The sequence below is a fragment of the Ensifer sp. Root278 genome (assembly GCF_001429285.1).
Lineage (GTDB): Bacteria > Pseudomonadota > Alphaproteobacteria > Rhizobiales > Rhizobiaceae > Ensifer.
The window spans coordinates 165,651-188,157 of record NZ_LMJJ01000012.1 but is presented as its reverse complement, the minus strand read 5'-3'; the positions used below and the strand labels follow the sequence as shown (position 1 = coordinate 188,157).

22 protein-coding genes and 1 pseudogene are annotated in these 22,507 nt (G+C 61.8%); 16 read left to right on the top strand and 7 right to left on the bottom strand.

Annotation, left to right across the window (positions count from 1 at the left end):
* Position 1: 1 nt before the first annotated feature.
* Both aroC and ribB read left to right on the top strand, forming a co-directional pair.
* Positions 2–1,102 (top strand): chorismate synthase, encoded by a 1,101-nt coding sequence (aroC, locus tag ASE60_RS12455; RefSeq protein ID WP_057250694.1) that lies wholly within the window; start codon positions 2–4, stop codon positions 1,100–1,102.
* Positions 1,103–1,228: 126 nt separating this feature from the next.
* Positions 1,229–2,329, top strand: coding sequence for a 3,4-dihydroxy-2-butanone-4-phosphate synthase (gene ribB / locus ASE60_RS12450; RefSeq protein WP_057250692.1), 1,101 nt, complete (start codon positions 1,229–1,231; stop codon positions 2,327–2,329).
* Positions 2,330–2,463: 134 nt separating this feature from the next.
* Here the strand turns inward: ribB and ASE60_RS12445 are convergent.
* Positions 2,464–2,889 (bottom strand): annotated as a pseudogene (locus ASE60_RS12445) (invasion associated locus B family protein); the annotation flags it as partial.
* A 470-nt stretch (positions 2,890–3,359) separates the two neighbouring features.
* Between ASE60_RS12445 and coxB the strand changes: the two are divergent.
* From coxB to rnhA, 13 genes are all read left to right on the top strand, one after another.
* Positions 3,360–4,241, top strand: a complete 882-nt coding sequence (coxB, locus tag ASE60_RS12440; protein ID WP_057250688.1) for a cytochrome c oxidase subunit II — start codon at positions 3,360–3,362, stop codon at positions 4,239–4,241.
* A gap of 20 nt (positions 4,242–4,261) precedes the next feature.
* A complete protein-coding gene (gene ctaD / locus ASE60_RS12435) occupies positions 4,262–5,950 on the top strand; it encodes a cytochrome c oxidase subunit I (RefSeq protein ID WP_057250686.1) in 1,689 nt (562 codons plus the stop codon).
* A 98-nt stretch (positions 5,951–6,048) separates the two neighbouring features.
* Positions 6,049–7,005, top strand: a complete 957-nt coding sequence (locus ASE60_RS12430) for a heme o synthase (protein WP_057251090.1) — start codon at positions 6,049–6,051, stop codon at positions 7,003–7,005.
* Entirely contained in the window at positions 7,005–7,145 is a 141-nt protein-coding gene (locus tag ASE60_RS34560) for a hypothetical protein (RefSeq protein ID WP_043619862.1), read from the top strand. Before ASE60_RS12430 ends, ASE60_RS34560 begins: the two co-directional genes overlap by 1 nt.
* 11 nt (positions 7,146–7,156) lie before the next feature.
* The gene (locus ASE60_RS12420; protein WP_057250684.1) at positions 7,157–7,750 is read left to right on the top strand and encodes a cytochrome c oxidase assembly protein; all 594 of its coding nucleotides are present in this window, start codon (positions 7,157–7,159) and stop codon (positions 7,748–7,750) included.
* Positions 7,751–7,814: 64 nt separating this feature from the next.
* Entirely contained in the window at positions 7,815–8,693 is an 879-nt protein-coding gene (locus tag ASE60_RS12415) for a cytochrome c oxidase subunit 3 (RefSeq protein WP_057250682.1), read from the top strand.
* A 102-nt stretch (positions 8,694–8,795) separates the two neighbouring features.
* Positions 8,796–9,284, top strand: a complete 489-nt coding sequence (locus tag ASE60_RS12410; RefSeq protein ID WP_057250679.1) for a L,D-transpeptidase family protein — start codon at positions 8,796–8,798, stop codon at positions 9,282–9,284.
* On the top strand, positions 9,281–9,664 hold the full coding sequence (locus tag ASE60_RS12405; protein ID WP_057250677.1) for a DUF983 domain-containing protein: 384 nt from the start codon (positions 9,281–9,283) through the stop codon (positions 9,662–9,664). The genes ASE60_RS12410 and ASE60_RS12405 overlap by 4 nt, the downstream gene beginning before the upstream one ends.
* Positions 9,633–10,397 carry an SURF1 family protein gene (locus tag ASE60_RS12400; protein WP_057250675.1) on the top strand — a complete coding sequence of 255 codons (765 nt, stop codon included), beginning with the start codon at positions 9,633–9,635 and terminating at the stop codon, positions 10,395–10,397. Before ASE60_RS12405 ends, ASE60_RS12400 begins: the two co-directional genes overlap by 32 nt.
* Positions 10,398–10,453: 56 nt before the next feature.
* The gene (locus tag ASE60_RS12395) at positions 10,454–10,819 is read left to right on the top strand and encodes a DUF1304 domain-containing protein (RefSeq protein WP_057250673.1); all 366 of its coding nucleotides are present in this window, start codon (positions 10,454–10,456) and stop codon (positions 10,817–10,819) included.
* Positions 10,820–10,822: 3 nt separating this feature from the next.
* The gene (ispH, locus tag ASE60_RS12390; RefSeq protein WP_057250671.1) at positions 10,823–11,833 is read left to right on the top strand and encodes a 4-hydroxy-3-methylbut-2-enyl diphosphate reductase; all 1,011 of its coding nucleotides are present in this window, start codon (positions 10,823–10,825) and stop codon (positions 11,831–11,833) included.
* 38 nt (positions 11,834–11,871) lie between these two features.
* Entirely contained in the window at positions 11,872–12,852 is a 981-nt protein-coding gene (locus ASE60_RS12385; RefSeq protein WP_057250669.1) for a homoserine kinase, read from the top strand.
* Complete coding sequence (rnhA, locus tag ASE60_RS12380) at positions 12,849–13,316, top strand: ribonuclease HI (protein ID WP_057250667.1); 468 nt, start codon at positions 12,849–12,851, stop codon at positions 13,314–13,316. Before ASE60_RS12385 ends, rnhA begins: the two co-directional genes overlap by 4 nt.
* A 47-nt stretch (positions 13,317–13,363) precedes the next feature.
* Here the strand turns inward: rnhA and ASE60_RS12375 are convergent, their stop codons facing one another.
* Both ASE60_RS12375 and ASE60_RS12370 read right to left on the bottom strand, forming a co-directional pair.
* Positions 13,364–13,849 (bottom strand): peroxiredoxin, encoded by a 486-nt coding sequence (locus tag ASE60_RS12375; protein WP_057250664.1) that lies wholly within the window; start codon positions 13,847–13,849, stop codon positions 13,364–13,366.
* A gap of 74 nt (positions 13,850–13,923) precedes the next feature.
* Entirely contained in the window at positions 13,924–14,766 is an 843-nt protein-coding gene (locus tag ASE60_RS12370) for a protein-disulfide reductase DsbD domain-containing protein (RefSeq protein WP_057250662.1), read from the bottom strand.
* Positions 14,767–14,935: 169 nt separating this feature from the next.
* Between ASE60_RS12370 and ASE60_RS12365 the strand changes: the two genes are divergently transcribed.
* Positions 14,936–15,541, top strand: coding sequence for a YqgE/AlgH family protein (locus ASE60_RS12365; protein WP_057251089.1), 606 nt, complete (start codon positions 14,936–14,938; stop codon positions 15,539–15,541).
* 112 nt (positions 15,542–15,653) lie between these two features.
* Here ASE60_RS12365 and ASE60_RS12360 read toward each other — a convergent pair whose 3' ends face one another.
* The 4 genes from ASE60_RS12360 to thrC all read right to left on the bottom strand — a co-directional run bounded on the left by ASE60_RS12360 (position 15,654) and on the right by thrC (position 22,285).
* Positions 15,654–18,563, bottom strand: coding sequence for an EAL domain-containing protein (locus tag ASE60_RS12360; RefSeq protein WP_057250660.1), 2,910 nt, complete (start codon positions 18,561–18,563; stop codon positions 15,654–15,656).
* Positions 18,563–19,174: a GNAT family protein gene (locus tag ASE60_RS12355; RefSeq protein ID WP_057250658.1), complete on the bottom strand. Its 612-nt coding sequence runs from the start codon at positions 19,172–19,174 to the stop codon at positions 18,563–18,565. Before ASE60_RS12355 ends, ASE60_RS12360 begins: the two co-directional genes overlap by 1 nt.
* Before the next feature lie 392 nt (positions 19,175–19,566).
* On the bottom strand, positions 19,567–20,868 hold the full coding sequence (locus ASE60_RS12350) for a pitrilysin family protein (protein ID WP_093232076.1): 1,302 nt from the start codon (positions 20,866–20,868) through the stop codon (positions 19,567–19,569).
* 16 nt (positions 20,869–20,884) lie between these two features.
* Positions 20,885–22,285 carry a threonine synthase gene (thrC, locus tag ASE60_RS12345; protein WP_082615823.1) on the bottom strand — a complete coding sequence of 467 codons (1,401 nt, stop codon included), beginning with the start codon at positions 22,283–22,285 and terminating at the stop codon, positions 20,885–20,887.
* Between the last annotated feature and the right edge of the window lie 222 nt (positions 22,286–22,507).

Here is a 22,507-nt window from a genome sequence, read left to right as displayed (position 1 = left end):
CATGTCGCATAACACTTTCGGTCACCTCTTCCGCGTCACCACCTGGGGCGAAAGCCACGGCCCGGCGCTTGGCTGCGTGGTGGATGGTTGCCCGCCCGGCGTCCGTTTCACGCTCGCCGAACTTCAGGCCTGGCTCGACAAGCGCAAGCCCGGGCAGTCGCGTTTCGTGACGCAGCGCCGCGAGGATGATCTCGTCAAGGTGCTCTCCGGCGTGATGTTCGACGAGGACGGCGAGACGATGATCTCGACCGGGACGCCGATCTCCATGCTGATCGAGAACACCGACCAGCGTTCGAAGGACTATTCCGAGATCGCCAAGCGTTACCGTCCTGGCCACGCCGACTACACCTATGATCTGAAATACGGCATCCGCGACTATCGCGGCGGCGGCCGTTCCTCGGCGCGCGAGACCGCGGCGCGCGTTGCCGCCGGCGGCATCGCCCGCAAGGTCGTTCCGGGGCTCGTCGTGCGCGGCGCCCTCGTCCAGATCGGCAAGCACAAGATCAACCGGGCCAACTGGGATTGGGCCGAGGTGGGCAACAACCCCTTCTTCGCGCCGGATCCGGAGATCGTGCCGGTTTGGGAGGAATATCTCGACGGCATCCGCAAGGCCGGCTCCTCGATCGGCGCCGTCGTCGAAGTGGTCGCCGAGGGCGTGCCCGCCGGCATCGGCGCGCCGATCTATGCCAAGCTCGATCAGGACATTGCCTCCAACCTGATGTCGATCAACGCCGTCAAAGGCGTCGAGATCGGCAACGGCTTCGGTGCGGCCGAGATCACCGGTGAGGAGAACGCCGACGAGATGCGCATCGGCGTCGACGGCAAGCCGGTCTTCCTCTCCAATCATGCCGGCGGTATTCTCGGCGGCATCGCCACCGGCGAACCCGTGATCGCGCGTTTTGCCATCAAGCCGACGTCGTCGATCCTCACCGAGCGCCGCTCGGTCGACAGCGATGGCAAAGAAGTCGATGTCCGCACCAAGGGCCGCCACGACCCCTGCGTCGGCATCCGCGCCGTGCCGATCGGCGAGGCGATGCTTGCCTGCACGATCGCCGATCACTACCTGCGTGACCGCGGCCAGACCGGCCGGCTTACTGCATAATTCCTTAAATCGGAATCGATTTAAGGACAAAATTATGCAGCAACTTAAAGTGTTACAGCGACCTTTGCTCGTCTACGAGACGCGCGGCGCTGTAAGTAATTCGCCCTCTATTTCGGGAAGAGCACCATGTCCTATGACCAGAAGCGTGTCGTCGACGCCATCCGCGCCTTCGAGGCCGGCGAAATCGTTGTCGTGACCGATGATGACGGCCGCGAGAACGAGGGCGATTTGATCGTCGCCGCGGTGCATTGCACGCCGGAGAAGATGGCCTTCATCGTGCGCCACACGTCGGGCATCGTCTGCACGCCGATGCCGCGCGAGGAGGCGAAACGCCTCAACCTCAATGCCATGGTTGCTGAAAACGATTCTGCCCATACGACGGCCTTCACCGTCTCGGTCGATTTCAAGCACGGCACCACGACCGGCATTTCCGCCGATGACCGTACGTTGACGGTGCGCAACCTCGCCAACCCCAATGTCGGGCCGACGGACTTCGTTCGCCCGGGCCACATCTTCCCGCTGGTCGCCCGCGAAGGCGGCGTTCTGATGCGCTCCGGTCACACCGAAGCCGCCGTCGACCTCTGCAAGCTCGCAAGCCTGCCGCCGATCGGCGTCATCTGCGAACTCGTCAACGATGACGGCACCGTCATGCGCGGACCGCAGGTCGCGAGCTTTGCCGAGACCCATGGGCTGAAACAGGTTTCGGTCGCCGACCTCATCGCCTACCGCCAGCGCAAGGAAACGCTGATCGAGCAGGGCGGATCCTTCGATATCGAAACCCCCTACGGTGCGGCCAAGGGTCATTCCTATTCGCTGCCCTGGGATCCGATGCAGCATCTTGCCGTCGTCTTCGGCGATATTCGCGACGGCGTCGATATCCCGGTCCGGCTGCACCTCGAAAATGTCGGCGCCGACGTGTTCGGCAAGGACTGCCAGATCGATCGCGTCATGAAGCGCATTGCCGACGAGGGCAGGGGGGTCATCGTCTACCTGCGCGAAGGCTCGGTCGGCGTCGGCGTGTCGCAAACGGCCCGCAAGGGCAAACACGATCGTGAAGCACATGACGAGGCGCAGGCGCGCGAGAACGAATGGCTGGAAATCGGCCTCGGCGCCCAGATCCTGAAAGATCTCGGCATCAGCTCTATCCGCCTTCTTGCCTCCCGGGAGCGCCACTATGTCGGCCTCGAAGGCTTCGGCATCAAGATCGCCGGAACCGACATCATCTAAAGCACGACGTCTCTGAATACGACAAAGCCCGGATCGTGGATCCGGGCTTTGTCGTTTGTGCCGGCGCCTGCCAATAAAAAAGCCGCGCTCGAAGCGCGGCCCTGTGTCTTGTTTGTGTGGGGTCCGGCGACCGGTCAGGGCAACGCGTCGTAGCCTTCGCCGAAGCCCTTGAGATCGACCGGGATGCCGATGCCTTCTTCCGGCGACTGGAAGACGATGAAGGTCGCCGTCGCGCCGGAGCGGAAGGTCTTCAGCAATTCATCTTCAAGCACGACTTCCGCATAGCAGCCGTCGGAGAAGCAGCGCACGAAGTAGGCGCGGCCGATATCCTTGCCGTCGACGTTGAGGCCGAGGCCGTTTGGCAGCAGCACGCCGAGCGGAGCGAGCACGCGCAGGATCTTCGCCTTGCGGTCCGCCGTCTTCAGCACGACCACCGACAGGCCGACTTCCGGCCGGTCCTCGGCAATGACGTTCTGCATCAGCGCGCACTGGTCGGTGGATGCGCCTGCCGGCTGATCGCAAACGATCGACCACGCGCCGTGGTTGGACTTGACCGTGCCGGGTGTTCCGGCGGGCTGCTGGGCCAGGCTCTGAGCGGGGAGAGCGAGAACGGCAAGGCCGAAGGCGGCGAAGGCCGACAGTCGCGAAAAGAGGGGCAGGCCCATGTAAACCTCAAAACGTCGAATCATCAGGGCTATTCTTGAAGCGCGCGGGAATAAATGAAAAGCCCTGCGGGGCACATTCCAGCGTCATATGGCGGAAATTGGGCGGGTTAACGCCCTATCCCGTGTGTTGCCGCGCGAACCGCGTGCGATCGCGCCTTTAGGGGCGCGGAAGACGTCATATAAGTCGATTCGTGACGGCTTCTAAGGGGTGCCTGTGTGAAAAGATGCGTTTGTGCAAAAATGCCGCATGGGGTTGATTGGTCAGATGTTGCGGCATCGGACAAACTGTGGTTTGAAGCGCAGCAGTATCGCAGGGATTCTGCGTTCCGGTTTGATCCTGATCAAGCGCATTGGGGAGACATATTGTGAAAAACAAGGCTTATGCAGTTCTGGCAGCGCTTGCCTGTCTGCTTTTTGCTTCGAGCGCCTTTGCTGACAAGCCTGTCGATTGGCAGACAAACTTTCAGTCGGCCGCTACGGGCATCATGGAAGAAATCACGTGGTTTGAACATTATACCCTGTGGTTCATCATTCCGATCACCCTCTTCGTTCTCCTCCTGCTGATCATCGTCGTGGTCAAGTTCCGCGAGAGTGCTAACCCGGTTCCCTCCAAGACCAGCCACAACACCGCCATCGAAGTCGTCTGGACCGTCGGTCCGGTCATCGTGCTTCTTTTCCTCGCCATTCCGTCCTTCCAGCTCCTGACCGCGCAGCTCACGCCGCCGGCCAATCCGGACCTGACGGTCAAGGCGACCGGCAACCAGTGGTACTGGTCCTATGAATATGAAGTCGGCGAAAGCCCGCTCTCCTTCGACAGCCTGCTGGTGAAGGATGAAGATCGCGCCGCCCTCGGCAAGGAAGACAAGAAGGAATATCCGCGCCTGCTCGCCGTCGACAACGAAGTTGTCATTCCGGTCGGCAAGACGGTTCGTGTCCTCGTCACCGCCGCCGACGTGATCCATGCCTTCGCAATGCCTGCCTTCGGCGTGAAGATCGATGCCGTTCCCGGCCGCCTGAACGAAACCTGGTTCAAGGCTGACCGCGAAGGTCTGTACTACGGCCAGTGTTCCGAGCTCTGCGGCAAGGATCACGCCTATATGCCGATCGCGATCCGCGTTGTTTCGCAGGAAAAATACGACACCTGGCTCGCAGCCGCCGCTACCAATCTCGGCGATGCGAACAAGGCGCTCATGGCGTCCATCGATGCGGCCAAGACCGTCGACGTCGCCGCAAACGCCGCACAGTAATCGGAAGGGGAGCTCGACCCATGGCTGGAACAGCCGTTCATCACGATCAACGCCATGATCACTCCGATCATGGCCACGCAGACCATGCGCATAAGCCTCTGAGCTTCTTTCAGCGCTGGTTCCTGTCGACCAACCACAAGGACATCGGCACGCTGTACCTGATCTTCGCGATTTTCGCGGGCATCATCGGCGGCACGCTCTCGGTGTTCATGCGCGCCGAACTGCAGGAGCCGGGCATCCAGATCTTCCACGGTCTGGCGCAGATGGTCTACGGCTTCGAGGGTGATGCTGCCATCGACGGCGGCAAGCACATGTTCAACGTGTTCACGACCGCGCACGCGCTCATCATGATCTTCTTCATGGTCATGCCCGCGCTGATCGGCGGCTTCGCCAACTGGATGGTTCCGATCATGATCGGTGCGCCGGACATGGCGTTCCCGCGCATGAACAACATCTCCTTCTGGCTGATCATCCCGGCCTTCCTGCTGGTGCTCCTGTCGATGTTCGTCGAGGGACCGGCCGGTGCCTATGGTGCAGGCGGCGGGTGGACGATCTATCCGCCATTCTCGACATCGGGCATGCCCGGGCCGGCCATGGATTTCGTGATCCTCGGCCTGCACATCGCCGGCGCATCCTCGATCCTCGGTGCGATCAACTTCATCACCACGATCCTGAACATGCGCGCTCCGGGCATGACGCTGCACAAGATGCCGCTCTTTGCCTGGTCGGTTCTGATCACCGCCTTCCTGCTGCTGCTCTCGCTGCCGGTTCTGGCAGGCGGCATCACCATGCTGCTCACCGACCGCAACTTCGGCACGGCCTTCTTCGCGCCTGAAGGCGGCGGCGACCCGATCCTGTTCCAGCACCTGTTCTGGTTCTTCGGTCACCCGGAAGTGTACATCCTGATCCTGCCGGGCTTCGGCATCGTCAGCCACATCGTTTCCACCTTCTCGCGCAAGCCGATCTTCGGCTACCTCGGCATGGCCTACGCCATGGTCGCGATCGGCGCTGTCGGCTTCATCGTGTGGGCGCACCACATGTACACCGTCGGCATGTCGCTCGACACGCAGCGCTACTTCGTCTTCGCGACGATGGTTATCGCTGTTCCGACCGGCGTTAAGATCTTCTCGTGGATCGCGACGATGTGGGGTGGTTCGATCCGCTTCACGACCCCGATGGTCTGGGCGATCGGCTTCATCTTCCTGTTCACCGTCGGTGGCGTCACGGGCGTTCAGCTCGCCAACGCCGGCCTCGACCGTTCGCTGCACGACACCTACTACGTGGTTGCTCACTTCCACTACGTTCTGTCGCTCGGCGCCGTGTTCGCGATCTTCGCGGCCTGGTACTACTGGTTCCCGAAGATGACCGGCTACATGTACTCCGAGTTCGTCGGCAAGCTGCACTTCTGGGTCATGTTCATTGGCGTGAACCTGATCTTCTTCCCGCAGCACTTCCTCGGCCTCGCCGGCATGCCGCGCCGCTACATCGACTATCCCGACGCCTATGCCGGCTGGAACATGGTTTCGTCCTACGGCTCCTACATCGCAGCCGTCGGCGTGCTGATCTTCCTCTTCGGCGTCTTCGAAGCCTTCGCCAAGAAGCGCGTCGCAGGCGACAACCCGTGGGGCGAGGGCGCGAACACTCTGGAATGGCAGCTGTCTTCGCCGCCGCCGTTCCACCAGTGGGAGCAGCTCCCGCGCATCAAGTGACGGGCAACGAACAGAAGCCGCCGGTTCCGGCGGCTTCACCCCGCCGGGAAACCGGCGACACACGGCCATTGCGGCCGGGACTTGCACAGGGACACGACATGACGGTCATCGACAATCACGAAGCAGTCGGCATGGAAGGCGTTGCGCGCCTGTCCGAAGCCTCTGCGCGCGATTATTTCGAGCTTCTGAAGCCACGTGTCATGTCCCTCGTCGTCTTTACGGCACTCGCCGGGCTGGTGCTCGCGCCGGGCCACATCAATCCCTTCATCGGCTTCATCGCTATTCTCTGCATCGCCGTCGGCGCCGGCGCCTCCGGTGCGCTGAACATGTGGTATGACGCCGATATCGACGCAGTCATGAGCCGTACCGCCAAGCGCCCGATCCCGGCAGGCAAGATCCTGCCGCAGGAAGCGCTGGCTTTCGGTCTGACGCTCTCCGCCTTTTCCGTGATCATCCTCGGGCTCGCCGTCAATTGGCTCGCAGCCGGGTTGCTCGCCTTCACAATCTTCTTCTACGTGGTCATCTACACGATGTGGCTGAAGCGCTCGACGCCGCAGAACATCGTCATCGGCGGTGCGGCCGGTGCTTTCCCGCCGATGATCGGCTGGGCCTGCGTCACCGGCGCCGTATCGATCGAAAGCATCGTTCTCTTCCTGATCACCTTCCTGTGGACGCCAGCCCATTTCTGGGCGCTTGCCCTCTTCAAGATGGGCGACTATGGCGCCGTCGGCGTGCCGATGATGCCGAATGTCTGCGGCCAGGCGACCACCAAGAAGCAGATCGTCATCTATGCCGTGCTGACCGCGCTCATCGGTATCTGTCCCACCTTGCTCGGTTTCGCGAGCATCGGTTACGGCCTCGTGGCAGCGGCACTCGGTCTCGGCTTCATCTGGTATTCGATCGGCGTGCTGCGCATGCCTGAGACGGATGAGCGCATGCTGCCCGCCAAGAAGCTGTTTGCCTTCTCGATCATGTATCTGTTCGTGATCTTCTCCGCCCTGATGGCGGATCACCTAATCGTCAATATCTGGCTGCACGCCGGGAGTATTGCCTGATGGAAACCGTCAAGCTCACTGATGCCCAGAAGAAATCGCGCCGCGGTCGCAACATCGCGCTCGGCTTCGTCCTCTTCGGGCTTGTCGTCCTGTTCTACATCGTCACGCTGATCAAGTTCGGCAACGGCATGGTCAACTGAGGCGGGACGGCATGACGAATTCATCGGAAACCACGCCCAAACAGCGCTCGAACCGCGTCGTCGTCGGCACTTGCCTTGCCTTCGTCGCCGGCATGGTCGGCATGGCCTATGCCGCCGTGCCGCTCTACGACATGTTCTGCCGCGTCACCGGCTATAACGGTACGACGCAGCGCGTCGAGCAGGCTTCGGACGTGATCCTGGACGAGAAGGTGAGGGTCACCTTCGACGCGAACACCTCGGGCGGTCTGCCCTGGGAGTTCAAGCCGGTCCAGCGCGACATCGATATCCGCATCGGCGAAACTGTGCAGGTGATGTACCGGGCGAAGAACCTGTCGTCGAAGCCGACGACGGGCCAGGCGACCTTCAATGTCACGCCGATGCAGGCCGGTGCCTATTTCAACAAGGTACAGTGCTTCTGCTTCACCGAGACGACGCTACAGCCGGGAGAGGAGATGGAGATGCCGGTGGTATTCTTCGTCGATCCGGAGATCGTCAAGGCGGTGGAGACCAAGGACATCAAGACGTTGACGCTTTCCTACACCTTCTACCCGCGCGAACCGTCGAAACCGGTGGCGCAGGTGAAGACGGAAGAGAACAAACTTTGACTGGAGGTCCTTTTCGGCTATGCCGGAAGGGCGACAAGAGAGAGACATTTCGGGGATTACTGACATGGCCGGTGCGCATCAGAAGAATCACGACTACCACATCATCGACCCGAGCCCCTGGCCGTTGCTTGCCTCGATCGGCGCCTTCGTCATGGCGTTCGGCGGCATCTGCTACATGCGCTACCTCGCGGGCAGCTCGCTGAAGATCTTCGGCCTCGAGCTCGCCAACGTCTGGATCCTGCTCGCCGGTCTGATCATCGTTCTCTACACCATGTTCGGCTGGTGGTCGGACACGGTGAAGGAAGCGCATGAAGGCCACCACACCCGTGTCGTGTCGCTGCACCTGCGCTACGGCATGATCATGTTCATCGCTTCGGAAGTGATGTTCTTCGTGGCCTGGTTCTGGGCCTTCTTCGATGCGAGCCTGTTCCCGGGCGAAGCCATCCAGGCAACCCGCGCCACCTTCACCGGCGGCGTCTGGCCGCCGAAGGGTATCGAAGTGCTCGATCCGTGGCACCTGCCGCTCTACAACACCGTCATCCTGCTGCTTTCGGGCACGACGGTCACCTGGGCACACCACGCGCTCCTGCACAACGACCGCAAGGGCCTGATCTCGGGCCTGATGCTGACGGTCGCGCTCGGCGTGCTGTTCTCCTTCGTTCAGGGCTACGAATACGCCCACGCTCCGTTCGCCTTCAAGGACTCGATCTACGGCGCGACCTTCTTCATGGCGACCGGCTTCCACGGCTTCCACGTTCTGGTCGGCACGATCTTCCTGCTCGTCTGCCTCATCCGTGCCCTGCGCGGCGATTTCACGCCCAAGCAGCACTTCGGCTTCGAAGCGGCTGCCTGGTACTGGCACTTCGTTGACGTCGTCTGGCTCTTCCTCTTCTTCTCCATCTACATCTGGGGCAGCTGGGGTGCGCCGATCGCTCACGGCTGATAGCGCGAGCATCTCGATCTTTATGAACAGGGCGGTTGCAGCCATGCAGCCGCCTTGTTCTTTTGGTGGCTTGTGATGATGGCAACGCGACGGGGGTGCGAAATGCGGGTTGCGTCGATCATGGTCATGGCGGTGCTGGCCGGCTCCGTCTCGGCTGCGGCGGCCGACGTTGCGGATAGGGTCGTCGTCCACAAGGAACGGCGGCTCTTGCAGCTCTTCCACGGTGGCCAGTTGATCCGCGAATATGCGGTCGCGCTCGGCGGAAACCCCGTTGGTCACAAGCGGCAGGAAGGCGACGAGAGGACGCCGGAAGGGCTCTATCTCCTCGATTGGCGCAATCCGGGAAGCGGCTACTACAAGTCCATCCACGTCTCCTATCCGGCGCCGGAAGATACCAAGGCCGCGGTCGCAAATGGGGTCGATCCCGGCGGCATGATCATGATCCATGGCCAGCCCAATTATTTCGGTTGGCTGGCGTTTTTGACGCAGCGCTTCGATTGGACGAATGGCTGCATTGCCGTTACCAATGCCGAAATGGAAGAAATCTGGACGATGGTCCCCAACAACACGCCAATCGAGATCAAGCCGTGAGCGAAGACAAGGCACATTTCCCGCCGGTGGACCCGGTGATGACAGGGATCAAGGGGCTTTGCCCGCGCTGCGGCCAGGGCAGGCTGTTCGACGGCTTCCTCAAGGTCAAACCGGCCTGCACAAGCTGCGACCTGGACTATCGCTTTGCCGATGCCGGCGATGGCCCGGTGGTCTTTGTCATCCTGATCGTCGGCTTCGTCGTCGTTGGCGCGGCGCTTTGGGCGGAGGTCAACTTCAACCCACCGCTGTGGCTGCATTTCCTGTTGTGGATCCCGCTCGCGACCATCCTCAGCCTCGGGCTGACACGCATTCTGAAGGGCGTCCTGATCAACCTGCAGTACCGCAACAATGCGCGCCCGGGCGAAATCGACCGTGGCTGAGATCGAAGTCAAGAAGCGCGGCCTCCTCGGACGCCTCGGCGCCTTCCTATTGCTCGCCGTCGCCTTCGCCATCCTTATCTCGCTCGGCACCTGGCAGATGCAGCGGCTGCACTGGAAGGAAGGCCTGCTGACCGCGATCCAGGAGCGTCGGTCGGCGCCTCCGGTGTCGCTTGGCGACATCGAGAAGATGCTCGCAGATGGGGTGGACATCGATTACCGCACCGTCACGGTTACAGGCACCTTCGATCACAGCAAGGAGCGGCATTTCTTCGCGACCTTTAACGGCCGCACCGGCTATTACGTCTTCACGCCACTGACGCTCGACGATGGCCGCGTGCTCTTCGTCAATCGCGGCTTCGTGCCCTTCGAACAGAAAGAATCGTCGACCCGTCTCGCGGGCGAGCTTCCGGCCTTCGTAGGTGTCCACGGTCTTGCAAGACCGAAGCTCACCGAAAAGCCGTCGTCGCTCGTTCCGGACAATGATCTCGCCAAGAACATCTTCTACTGGAAGGATCTCGACACGATGGCGTCGTCGGTCGGGCTTCCGGCCGACAAGGTGCTGCCGCTGTTCGTCGATGCCGATGCGACACTCAACCCTGGCGGTCTGCCGATCGGCGGCGTTACCCAGTTCGACCTGCCCAACAACCATCTGCAATACGCCCTGACTTGGTATGGGCTGGCGGCAGCTTTGGTGCTGGTCAGCGGCATTTACGTGGCGCGCCGCGGGCGATAGCCCGGACGGCGCCGCCGTGCTAACCCTGCTGAAGGGATCGACAGCGGGGAACAAGGATGGCGATTATCGCGAACACTCTGATTGCGTTGACGGGTTTGCTGCATGTCGGCTTTCTCGTGCTCGAGATGTTCCTGTGGACAGGACCTCGGGGGAGGGCTGTCTTCCGCATGACACCGGAGCAAGCGGAGACAACACTTGTCCTTGCGGCGAACCAGGGTCTCTACAATGGTTTTCTCGCGGCCGGCCTGTTCTGGTCGTTGATCCAGTCGGAACCGTCCTTTGCCTTCGAGCTGAAGGTGTTCTTCCTTGTGTGCGTGATCGTTGCCGCTATATATGGCGCGTGGTCGGTCAAGCCGCGCATCCTCTTAATCCAGGGCGGCCCGGCGATCGCAGCGCTTGTTTTCCTTCTATTGGCATTCTGATCCATGGCATCATCAGCGGCAGCAAAATCCCCGATCACCATTCGCCTCTGCGGGCCGCGCGGTTTTTGCGCCGGCGTCGACCGGGCGATCCAGATCGTCGTCCTGGCGCTGAAGGAGTTCGGCGCGCCCGTCTATGTCCGCCACGAGATCGTGCACAATCGCTATGTCGTCGAGGGCCTTGAGGCCAAGGGCGCGATCTTCGTCGAAGAGCTCGACGAGATCCCGCCGGAGCACCGCAAGCAGCCGGTGGTCTTCTCGGCCCATGGCGTGCCGAAATCGGTGCCTGCGGATGCTGACGCCCGCAATCTCTTCTATCTCGACGCCACCTGCCCGCTGGTCTCCAAGGTCCACAAGCAGGCGATGCGCCATCACCGCCTCGGTCGGCACGTCGTGCTGATCGGCCATGCCGGTCATCCGGAGGTGATCGGCACCATGGGGCAGTTGCCGGAAGGCGCCGTGTCGCTCGTCGAAACGGTCGAAGATGCCGACGTCTACCAGCCGCCGGACCCGGACAATCTCGGCTTCGTCACCCAGACGACGCTGTCGGTCGACGATACGGCCGGCGTCATCAAGCGGCTGCACGAGCGCTTTCCGAACCTGACGGCGCCTGCTGCAGATTCGATCTGTTACGCCACCACCAACCGTCAGGAGGCGGTGAAGCAGGCAGCGCCGGGCTGCGACCTGTTCCTCGTCGTCGGCGCGCCCAACTCTTCCAATTCCAAGCGACTGGTCGAAGTGGCGCTGCGGGCCGGCGCGAAGAAGTCCGTGCTGGTGCAGCGTGCATCGGAAATCGACTGGGATGCGATGGGCGATATCTCGACGGTAGGTCTGTCGGCCGGCGCCTCGGCGCCCGAAGTGATCGTCAACGAGATCATCGAGGCATTCCGCGAACGTTACGACGCGAAGGTGGAACTTGCCGATACGGTCGAGGAAAACGAAAACTTCCTCGTCAACCGCGAGATCCGCCATGTGCCGCTGACATCAGCCGATATGGCCTTCGTCAACGGCGAATAATCACATTTCTTGCCCGCATTTCTTGAGAGTGGAAGCCCTTGGCAGTTTACACCGATATCACGGAAGACGATCTCTCCCGTTTTCTCACCGCCTATGACGTCGGCCAGCTGACCTCCTACAAGGGGATCGCCGAGGGCGTCGAGAATTCCAATTTCCTGATGCACACGACCAAGGGCTCCTACATTCTCACGCTTTACGAAAAGCGGGTGAACGCCGATGACCTGCCATTCTTCCTGGGATTGATGCACCATCTGGCCGACCGCGGCCTGTCCTGCCCGCTACCGCTGCCGCGGGCCGATGGCAAGCTGCTCGGTGAGCTCTCCGGCCGCCCCGCCGCCGTCATCTCCTTCCTCGAGGGCATGTGGCTGAGGAAGCCCGAGGCAAAACACTGCCACGAGGTCGGCAAGGCGCTTGCCGCCATGCATCTTGCCGGCGAAGGCTTCGCGCTGAAGCGCACCAATGCGCTTTCGGTTGGCGGCTGGCGGCCACTCTGGGTCAATTCCGAGGCGCGCGCCGACGAGGTGCAGTCGGGTCTCAAGGACGAGATATCGGCGGAACTCGAGCATCTGGAACGTCATTGGCCGCAGTCCTTGCCGGATGGCGTCATCCACGCCGATCTCTTCCCGGACAATGTCTTCTTCCTCGGCGACCAGCTTTCCGGCCTGATCGACTTCTACTTCGCCTGCAACGACTATCTCGCCTATGACGTTGCCGTTTGCCTGAATTCCTGGTGCTTCGAGAAAAACGGCTCCTACAACATCACCAAGGGCATGGCGATGCTTTCGGGCTACGAGAGCGTGCGCAAGCTGACGCCGGCGGAGGTCGACGCCCTGCCGCTGCTCTGCCGCGGCTCGGCGCTGCGCTTCTTCCTGACGCGGCTCTATGATTGGCTGATGACGCCTGCCGGCGCGCTCGTGGTCAAGAAAGATCCGCTCGAATATCTGACGAAGATCCGCTTCCACCGCGCCATCGCTTCGAGCGCTGAATACGGCCTGAGACGCGAAGAGGGCCGGGCATGAAACACGTCGACATCTTCACGGACGGCGCCTGCTCCGGCAATCCGGGGCCGGGCGGCTGGGGCGCCGTGCTGCGCTACGGCGAGGTGGAAAAGGAACTCTCCGGCGGCGAAGCCGAGACAACCAACAACCGCATGGAATTGTTGGCGGCGATCTCGGCGCTCGATGCGCTGAAGAGCGCCTGCGAGGTCGATCTGCATACCGACAGCAAATATGTGATGGACGGCATCTCCAAGTGGATCCACGGCTGGAAGAAGAACGGCTGGAAAACCGCGGACAAGAAGCCGGTGAAGAATGGCGAACTCTGGCAGGCGCTGGACGAAGCCAACCGCCGACACAAGGTGACCTGGCATTGGGTCAAGGGCCACGCCGGCCATCCGGAAAACGAGCGCGCCGACGAGCTCGCCCGCAAGGGCATGGAACCCTACAAGAAGGGGCGCCGTCCGGACTCTCTTCTCGTGAAATGAAAAACGGGCCCGTTGAGGCCCGTTTCCATTTGCACATACTTCTGCGCTCAGAGCTGCTCGAGCATCGCCGCAGCGCCGGAAACGGTCGCCTGTCCCGGGCTTTCTTCGAGATTGAGCGACTTCACCACGCCGTCTTCCACCAGCATCGAATAGCGCTTCGAGCGGACGCCAAGCGTGCCGGCCGACAGGTCGATGTCCATGCCGAGTGCCTTGGTGAAAGCGGCGTTCCAGTCGGAAAGGAAGTGGATTTTGCCCATGCCGCCGGATGCGGTTGCCCAGGCACCCATCACATGCAGGTCGTTGACCGAGACGACGGCGATATCGTCGATGCCGCGGGCAAGGATCGCGTCGCGGTTTTCGAGGTAACCTGGCAGATGGTTGAGCGAGCAGGTGGGCGTGAAGGCACCTGGAACGGCGAAGAGCACGACGCGCTTGCCCGCGAAGAGCTGATCGGTGGTGACCTCCACCGGACCGTCGGCGGTTTTTTCCTTGAAGGTTGCGGCTGGCAGTTTGTCTCCGACGGCAATGGTCACGGCACTCTCCTTGCGTTGCTTGCGTCTTCGCTTCTCCGCACTCGTCGGAGAACTCGGCGGACTATAGATGCGGCCTAGTCAAAGGCAAGGGTCGTCTCCATGCTGCGGCCCTTGGCCCGTATGGTGACAACGATCGGCTTGCCCTTGAGTTCCCTGTCCTTGCCGGAGAGGCGAACCGGGACGGCTGCGCTGAGGCCCGCCTCGCCCTCGATCGCGATCTCGGGCTTGCCGAAAGAAACGCCGGAGGGGCCGGCCAAGAACAGCTCCGGATGGTCCGCGCCATCAGGCAAGTGCACGGAGAGGTGCAGCACGGTTTTTGCCGCATCATAGCGGCTCGCCGTGACGGCAAAGTCCTTGGACGGCGCTTCCGGCAGGGCGGCAACGGCGTCATCGATGCGCGCGCTGTCGAGCGGATTGTCGAAGTCGCCCTGCTTCAGCGCCAGCGTCAACTCGCCCTGGACCGGGATGCAGATGTCTTCGCAGATGCCGAGAAACACCGAGGCGCGAATGGTCACGTCGCCCGTGCCCTGGACGCGCTTCAGCGTCAGCGGGAAAGCGACCGACTTGTCGTAGCCGACGTAGCGCACCACGCCATCGTCGAACGTCTTCGGCACGGGGAAGCCGACCTTCTCGAGTACGACGCCGCTCGCCGGATCGATCGTCACCTGCGGAGGGATGCCGCTTGCGCCGGGCTCGCGCCAATAGGTCTTCCAGCCAGCGTTAAGCTTGACTTCGAGCGTTGCGGGGATCGTACCATCCTGCCTGGGTTGGGCTGCGACGAGGCGGATCATGCCGCCTGGAGAGGTCACCCAGTCGCTGGTGGCCGCCTGTGCAGCGACGGTAAGAAAAAAAGCGGCGATGAGGCTTGCCGCGCCAATGAACTGGGCCATGTTCTGATGTGTGGAGCGCTGGATCATGTCGGAAGCAATATCGCTTTTGCCGATGCTGCTCCAGACGCTGCGAAGAGAGCAACGATCATAATCGCTTGATCGGACACGGCGAAGTGAACGTCGTGCGTGCAATATTTCCCGGCCGCGACGCTGAGGCGCTTTTCATTTCGCGGTGAATTGGTAGGCTGTTCCCATGATGTCGACTCCGATGGCGCAGAAGAGACGGGAGCGAGGTTTCCTTGACGGTCAATTCCTGATCGCCATGCCGGGAATGTTTGATGCCAATTTCGCCCGCACGGTCATCTTCATCTGTGCTCATTCAGACGACGGCGCCATGGGCTTCGTGCTCAATCGGCCTCAACAACTGACCTTTCCGGACGTGTTGCTCCACCTCGATATTCTCGACGAGGAAGAGGCGATCCGGCTTCCGCAGATGACACGGGATTTCCAGATTCAGGCCGGTGGGCCGGTCGAGACTGGGCGCGGCTTTGTGCTGCATTCCGACGACTATCTGAGCGATTCCAGCATTCCGGTCAGCGATGACATCTGCCTGACGGCAACGCTCGATATCGTCCGCGCCATTTCGCGCGGGGAGGGGCCAGTCAGGGCGACGATGATGCTCGGCTATGCCGGCTGGGGTCCGGGGCAACTCGAGGCGGAAATCACCCAGAACGGCTGGCTCACGAGCCCGGCACGCGAGGAACTGATCTTCGACAAGGCGCTGGACGACAAATACGACCGGGCGCTGGCGCTGATGGGCGTGTCGGCCGCGATGCTCTCGGTGGACGCAGGCCACGCCTGATCGCCGTCTTAGCCGGCGTTCTTCAATCATTCATGTTGAAATGAAAAGCCCGCCGGGCTGTAGCCGACGGGCTTATGGCGATTTCGCGCTGAGCGGCGTCGTGTTGCCGAACTCACGCCCGCTTCATCAGCGGAAAGCGCTCCTTCAACAGTCGCTGGATCGATTCCGAGCCGATCGGCGGGCCGAAGAGGAAGCTCTGGCCGTAGTCGCAGCCCATCTGTGAAAGCTGGATTGCATCGTCTTCGGATTCGATACCCTCGGCCACCACCTGCATGTCGAGCTCACGCGCCATGGTGATCACCGAGCGCAGCAGGATGCCGCGTTTGTCGCTCGGGTCGCGCACCAGCGCCTTGTCGATCTTGATCGTGTCGAAGGGGAAGCGGGTGAGGTAGGAAAGCGACGAATGGCCGGTACCGAAGTCGTCGAGTGCCAGTTTCAATCCGGCTTCCTTCAGCTTTTCGAGGACGAGACGGGCTTGCTCGGGATTTTCCATCACGAGCGATTCCGTCAGTTCCATCTTCACTTTACCCGGATCGCAGCGGTTTTTGGTGAGAATTGCGCGGACGTCGTCATAGAGCTCGTTGTTGAGCAGCTGCGCGCTCGAAAGGTTGATCGAGACGAAGATCGGCAGGTCGCCGGTCTGGACTTGCCATTCCGTCAGATCGCTCGTTGCCTTGTCGAAGGCGAACATGCCGAGCTGGTTGATGAGGTCGGAATTCTCGGCAATCGGAATGAACTCGGTCGGCGAGATGTTGCCGCGCTTCGGATGATCCCAGCGCATCAGCGCTTCGAAACCGGCGATCTCCGCATCATTCAGCCGGACGATCGGCTGATAGACCAGCGAGAGCTCCTTGCGTTCGATCGCCCGCTTGAGATCGGCTTCGAGCTGAAGCCGGTCCGATCCAGAAGTACGGAAAGCAGGGCGGAAGGGCTCGACACGGTTGCCGCCTTCCTTCTTTGCCCGGAACATGGCGAGCTCGGCATCGTCGAGCAGGCCTGCTGCGCTTTGCTCCTGGTCGAGCCAGGAGACGAGGCCGATCGAAGCCGTCAGGTTGATTTCGCGGTTGCCGTAGTTGAGCGGCACCATGATCGCCTTGCTCACCGCGTCGGCGAAATCCGCGACCTTGGCGGGATCGCGCTCCGACATCAGGATCAGGCCGAACTGGTCGCCGCCGAGGCGGGCAAGCGTGTCCTGCGGGCGCAGGAGCCGCCGCAACCGTCGCGTCAAGGCGATCAGGATGTTGTCGCCGGCGGCGATGCCCAGGAGATCATTGACCTGCTTGTAGCGGTCGATGTCGATTGCGAGCACCGTCGGGCGCACCGAATTGCTGCCGTCGGCCATCAGCAGGATCGCCTGCAGCCGGTCGAGGAAGACCTGGCGGTTCGGAAGGCCGGTCAGATTGTCGAGCAGCGCGTTGTGCAGCAGACGCTCCACGGAATTGCGCTGTTCGGTGATGTCGATGATAGTGCCGACACAGCGGATGATTTCGCCGTTGGCGCCGAGCACTGGCCGGGCGCGAATGGAAAGCCAGTGATAGTGGCCGTCCTCGGCGCGCACGCGGAATTCATGATTGAGCTTGCCGCGGCGGCGCTCCAGAAGCACGTCGAGCGTCGCCCGGAAGCGGTCGCGGTCATCAGGGTGGAGCCGCGGCAACCAGTTGCGCAAGGGGCCGTGCATGCTGCCGAGCGACAAGCCGAGCTGCGTCGAGATATCGGGCATGGTCACCACGCGGTCGCGGGCGACGTCCCAGTCCCAGACGGTGTCGCCGGAGCCGGTGAGCGCGAGCGACTGGCGTTCGAGATCCGAGAACAGGCCCTGCTGGTAGCCGCTGCCGGCAACCGCATGCTGCATGACGGTGAAGCCGATCAGGAGCACGATGAGGACGAGACCGCCGCCGAGCGCCGGCTGCACGATGTCGTTGGCGAGCTGGCCGGTGACGGTCAGCCACGCGCCGAAGAGCCAGACGAGTATGAGCAGCCAGGCCGGCACCAGAAGGATTGCGCGGTCGTAGCGGTTGAAGCCGAGATAGGCGATCAACACGATCCCGACGGTTGCCGTCAGCGCAAAGGAAAGGCGGGCGATGCCGGACGCAATTGCCGGATCATAGACGGCGACGCCGAAAAGCAGGCCGAGGCCCAGGATCCAGGCGAGTGTGGCGTAACCCAGATGCTGGTGCCAGCGGTTGAGATTGAGATAGGTGAACAGGAAGATCACGAGGCCCGCCGCGAGGAAGACCTCGGTGCCCGCTCGCCATATTCGTTCGTCGCCTGCGGTGACGCTGATGAGCTTCGACAGGAAGCCGAAATCGACGCAGATATAGGCGAGAACCGCCCAGGCGAGCGCCGCCGTTGCCGGCAGCATCGAGGTTCCGTTGACGACGAAAAGAATGGTCAGGAACACCGCGAGCAGGCCGGCAATGCCAAGCACGATGCCGCGGTAGAGTGTGAAGGCGTTGACCGTGTCTTTGTAGGAGTCCGGCTCCCACAGATAGATTTGTGGCAGCTCCGGCGTCGCGAGTTCGGCGACGAAGGTGATGATGACGCCCGGCGCCAGCGTGATACGGAAGACGTCCGCCTCGTCGCTCGGCTCGCGGCTGAGCGCGAAGCCTTCGCTGGGTGTAATCGAAAGGATGCGCTTGGAGCCGAGATCCGGCCAGAAGAGCTTGGAATTCACCAGCCGGAAATGCGGCGCCACGATCACGCGGTCGAGCGGTTCGGCCGAAACGTTGGCGAGCGCGAACACCGCCCAGTCGCCCTGATGGTCTTCGCTGCTGGAGCGCACTTCGATGCGGCGCACGATGCCGTCGGTTCCGGGCGCGGTCGAGACCTGGAAGGCCTCGTTACGGCCGCTGTAGATCTCGGTCGTTGCCGTCAGGTCGAGCGCGGTGTCCTCGCGCGAAATCTTCACCGGCTCCAGAGCCTGGGCCGCACCGCCGAGCGCGCAGAAAAACGTCGTGAGCGCAATTAGAAACGCTGCCAGCTTCGAGGCTGACCAAGCGAAGGGCGAGCGGGCTAGAGGCATCAAAGGGGCATATTCCTGTTCGGTAGGGCATCGTCGGACAGGAGAGAAAAGAGCACGTGGTCTCGCCACTGGCCATTGATTCTCAAGTACTGTCTTAAGTAGCCTTCACGCTCAAAACCGGCCTTTTCAAGGAGCCGGATGCTTCTTGAGTTGTCCGGAATACAGGCTGCTTCAATACGGTGCAACTCAAGGGTCGAAAAGATGTAGGGAATAGCGAGCCTCAGGGCCGCGTACATATGGCCCTTGCCGGCGTGGCGCGCGCCCATCCAGTAGCCGATCATGCAGTTTTGCCCGGCGCCGCGGCGGATGTGGCCGATGGTCAGCCCCCCGAGCAGCGTCTCGTCTGGCTTGTGGAAAAGAAAGAGCGGCACGGCCTGGCCGGACGAATATTCCTGTTCGTTGCGGATGACCCGGCTGCGAAAGGAACTCTCTGTCATCTCGTCAGTACGCCAGGATGGTTCCCAAGGCTCCAGGAAGGCGCGGCTCTCGCTTCTGAGCTGGTACCATTGACGATAATCGGCATAGCGCGGGAGCCGCAGCAGATAATTCTGGTCGGCAATTTCGATCGCCTCCGGCTGCCGCGACAGGAACCGAAAAACCGATCGTGTCATAGCTGCCTCCGAGGCCGTCCAGTTTGCGTGCGGGGACCTTTTATCATCCGCCCGGCAGCGCGCCTTTGCGCTGTCCAAACCGAAACGTTGCACAACTTTGCGCGCAAATCGAATCCGAATTTGCGAAAAGGCGCAAAGACTTCACCATTTGGATATGGTGTTTGCGTCCTCGGCGGCCCGGGGCAATTTCAGGAAAAGTGGCAAACGCTTTCCGCCAGGAGTTGCCTACAGCGCCGCGCGTCTTGTCAGACGCGCAAAGGTCGCTGTAGCACTTTGATTTTCTGCATGTCTTTGTCCTTAAGTCGAGGTCGATTTAAGGAGACATGCGGTCGCCTCGAAAAGGCAAGATCATTTCACGGTTTCGATGAAACCATGAAATGATCTGGGCCTGTTTAGCTGGCGACGGCGTGCGGTACGGCGGCCTTGCCGGTCAATGTCGACAGGATGTCGCCCATCGGGGCAAGCTGCTCCAGCGGGCCGATCGCCGAGAGCGTCGGCGTCGTATCGAAGAACAGCCGGCCGGCAAGATCGGTCAGGCGTTCGATGGTAATGCCGGACAGGCGCTCCATCAGTTCTTCGTTGGGGATCGGGCGGCCGTAGAGCATCATCTGGCGGGCGATCTGGCCGGCGCGGGCGGCCGGGCTTTCCTGGCCCATCAGCAATTGTGCACGGATCTGGGCGCGGGCCCGCTCGATTTCCTGCTGCTCGATGTTCATCGAGGACTTGCGCAGTTCGTCGACGATGACGGGCATCAGTTCCGGCAGGTTCTCGCCGCCGGTTGCCGCGTGCACACCGAAGATACCGGTGTCGGAAAAGCCCCAATGGAAGGCATAGACCGAATAACAGAGGCCGCGATGTTCGCGCACTTCCTGGAAGAGGCGGGAGGACATGCCGCCGCCGAGGATGTTGGCGAGGATCTGCGAGCAATAGAAGTCGCGGGCGTGATAGGCCTTGCCTTCGAAGCCGAGCAGGACCTGCGCGTCCATCAGGTCGCGCGTCTCGCGGCTTTCTCCGCCGGTGTAGCGGGCGGTTTCGAGCACCGGGGTCGCGATCGGCGTGCGCGGCAGCGAGGAGAAGCGTTCCTCGACCTGGCGAACGAACGCGTCGTGTTCGACGGCGCCGGCGGCGACCACGAACATGCGGTCGGTCGTGTAATTGCGGCCGAGATAGTGGCGGATCTGGCCGGCGGAAAACGACATGACCGTCTCGGGGGTGCCGAGGATCGGACGTCCGACGGTCTGGTTGCGATAGGCGGTCTCGGCGAAGCGGTCGAAGACCACGTCATCCGGCGTGTCGTCGGCAGCGCCGATTTCCTGCAGGATCACCTGCTTCTCGCGCCGCAGCTCCTCGTCGTCGAAAGTGGATTCGGTGAGGATGTCGGCGAGAATGTCGACCGCCAGCGGTACATGGTCCTTGAGGACGCGCGCATAGTAGGACGTCGTCTCGGTCGACGTGGCGGCGTTGACTTCGCCGCCGACATTTTCGATTTCTTCGGCAATCTGGCGGGCGGTGCGCCGCGCGGTGCCCTTGAAAGCCATGTGCTCCAGCAGGTGGGCAATGCCATGTTCGCCCAGGGTTTCATTACGCGAACCGGACTTGATCCACACCCCGAGCGCCACGCTTTCGAGATGCGGCATCTGCTCGGTTACCACCGTCAACCCGGAAGGGAGCCGGGTGCACTCAACTTTCATCATACGTTTCTTCTCGTTCTTACCCCCGGAGACGGGTGCGCTCGCCGATAAAGGTCTCGACGCTCTTCAGGTCCGCATCCAGGATATCGAAACGCTCCTCCCTGTTCATCAGGTCAGCAAGCCACGTCGGAAGCGCCGGGTCAATACCACTGGCCGATTTTACCGCGTCCGGGAATTTCGCCGGATGGGCGGTGGCGAGCGTCACCATGGGAGCAGACGGCTTCTCGTACTTCTCGGCAACGAAGACGCCGACAGCGCTGTGGGGATCAAGAAGATAGCCGGTTTCTTCCAGCGTCTTGGCGATCGTCTTGTCCACTTCCTTCTCCGAGGCGCGGCCGGCGCGGAATTCCTTGCGGATGGCCTTCAGCGCCTTATCGCGAATGGTGAAGGAACCGGACTGCTTGAGGCCGTCCATTGCCGCGCGCACTTCGCCCGGATCACGGTCGCTCACCTCGAACAGAAGCCGTTCGAAGTTCGACGAGATCTGGATGTCCATCGACGGTGCAGTGGTCGCCTTGACGTCGCGCATCTCGTAGCGCCCGGTCTTCAGCGTGCGGGCGAGGATGTCGTTTTCGTTGGTGGCGATCACCAGCTTGTCGATCGGCAGGCCCATGCGCTTGGCGACGTAACCGGCGAAGATGTCGCCGAAGTTGCCGGTGGGCACCGTGAAGGAGATCTTGCGATCCGGCCCGCCGAGCGCGACCGAAGTGGTGAAATAATAGACGATCTGGGCCATGATGCGCGCCCAGTTGATCGAGTTGACACCCGAAAGCTTGACGCGATCGCGGAAGGCTCCGTCGTTGAACATGGCTTTGACGAGGTTCTGGCAATCGTCGAAGTTGCCCTTGACGGCAATGGCGTGAACGTTTGATGCCTGCGACGTCGTCATCTGTCGCTGCTGCACCGGCGAAACCTTGCCGTGCGGGAAGAGGATGAAGATGTCGGTGCGTTCGCGGCCGGCGAAGGCGTCGATCGCCGCACCGCCGGTGTCGCCCGAGGTCGCGCCGACGATGGTGGCGCGCTCGTCGCGCTCGGCCAGCACATAGTCCATTAGCCGCGCAAGCAGTTGCATCGCCACGTCCTTGAAGGCGAGCGTCGAGCCGTGGAACAGCTCCATGACAAAGGCATTCGGGCCGGTCTGGACGAGCGGAGCCACGGCCGGGTGGCGGAAGGTGGCGTAGGCTTCGTCGATCATTTCGCGGAACTTGGCCGCCGGGATCTCGCCGTTGGTGAAGGGCTCGAGGACGGCGAACGCGATCTCCTGATAGGATTTGCCGCGCAAGCCGCGGATTTCCTTCTTGGAAAACTTCGGCCATTCTTTGGGGAGATAAAGACCGCCATCGCGCGCAAGACCGGCAAGCAGCGCGTCGCAGAAGCCGAGAGGAGCGGATTCGCCGCGCGTCGAGATATACTTCACCATGATTGTCCTTCGTCCCACCTGCCGATCGCGACGACCCTAGAAAGCGGCGCCGCGGTTTGCCCGTCTTATTGCGTCAGTCCTTGACAAAGTCTGCATCTATTCTTGTCACCGACGCAATTTCCGACCGTAGATCAGGTTTCGGAAAATTCGGAAGGGACACGCCGACCCAATCGATTTTTCAGTTTGTCGCTGCTATAGACGATGCCCGAAGGCCATGAAAGG

Bases quoted from the DNA above. Each gene is read 5' to 3' on its own strand.
- aroC (WP_057250694.1), top strand. From the start codon at position 2: ATGTCGCATAACACTTTCGGTCACCTCTTCCGCGTCACCACCTGGGGC.
- ribB (WP_057250692.1), top strand. From the start codon at position 1,229: ATGTCCTATGACCAGAAGCGTGTCGTCGACGCCATCCGCGCCTTCGAG.
- ctaD (WP_057250686.1), top strand. From the start codon at position 4,262: ATGGCTGGAACAGCCGTTCATCACGATCAACGCCATGATCACTCCGAT.
- ASE60_RS12430 (WP_057251090.1), top strand. From the start codon at position 6,049: ATGACGGTCATCGACAATCACGAAGCAGTCGGCATGGAAGGCGTTGCG.
- ASE60_RS34560 (WP_043619862.1), top strand. From the start codon at position 7,005: ATGGAAACCGTCAAGCTCACTGATGCCCAGAAGAAATCGCGCCGCGGT.
- ASE60_RS12420 (WP_057250684.1), top strand. From the start codon at position 7,157: ATGACGAATTCATCGGAAACCACGCCCAAACAGCGCTCGAACCGCGTC.
- ASE60_RS12415 (WP_057250682.1), top strand. From the start codon at position 7,815: ATGGCCGGTGCGCATCAGAAGAATCACGACTACCACATCATCGACCCG.
- ASE60_RS12410 (WP_057250679.1), top strand. From the start codon at position 8,796: ATGCGGGTTGCGTCGATCATGGTCATGGCGGTGCTGGCCGGCTCCGTC.
- ASE60_RS12400 (WP_057250675.1), top strand. From the start codon at position 9,633: ATGCGCGCCCGGGCGAAATCGACCGTGGCTGAGATCGAAGTCAAGAAG.
- ASE60_RS12395 (WP_057250673.1), top strand. From the start codon at position 10,454: ATGGCGATTATCGCGAACACTCTGATTGCGTTGACGGGTTTGCTGCAT.
- ispH (WP_057250671.1), top strand. From the start codon at position 10,823: ATGGCATCATCAGCGGCAGCAAAATCCCCGATCACCATTCGCCTCTGC.
- rnhA (WP_057250667.1), top strand. From the start codon at position 12,849: ATGAAACACGTCGACATCTTCACGGACGGCGCCTGCTCCGGCAATCCG.
- ASE60_RS12370 (WP_057250662.1), bottom strand. From the start codon at position 14,766: ATGATCCAGCGCTCCACACATCAGAACATGGCCCAGTTCATTGGCGCG.
- ASE60_RS12365 (WP_057251089.1), top strand. From the start codon at position 14,936: ATGTCGACTCCGATGGCGCAGAAGAGACGGGAGCGAGGTTTCCTTGAC.
- ASE60_RS12360 (WP_057250660.1), bottom strand. From the start codon at position 18,563: ATGCCTCTAGCCCGCTCGCCCTTCGCTTGGTCAGCCTCGAAGCTGGCA.
- ASE60_RS12355 (WP_057250658.1), bottom strand. From the start codon at position 19,174: ATGACACGATCGGTTTTTCGGTTCCTGTCGCGGCAGCCGGAGGCGATC.
- ASE60_RS12350 (WP_093232076.1), bottom strand. From the start codon at position 20,868: ATGATGAAAGTTGAGTGCACCCGGCTCCCTTCCGGGTTGACGGTGGTA.
- thrC (WP_082615823.1), bottom strand. From the start codon at position 22,285: ATGGTGAAGTATATCTCGACGCGCGGCGAATCCGCTCCTCTCGGCTTC.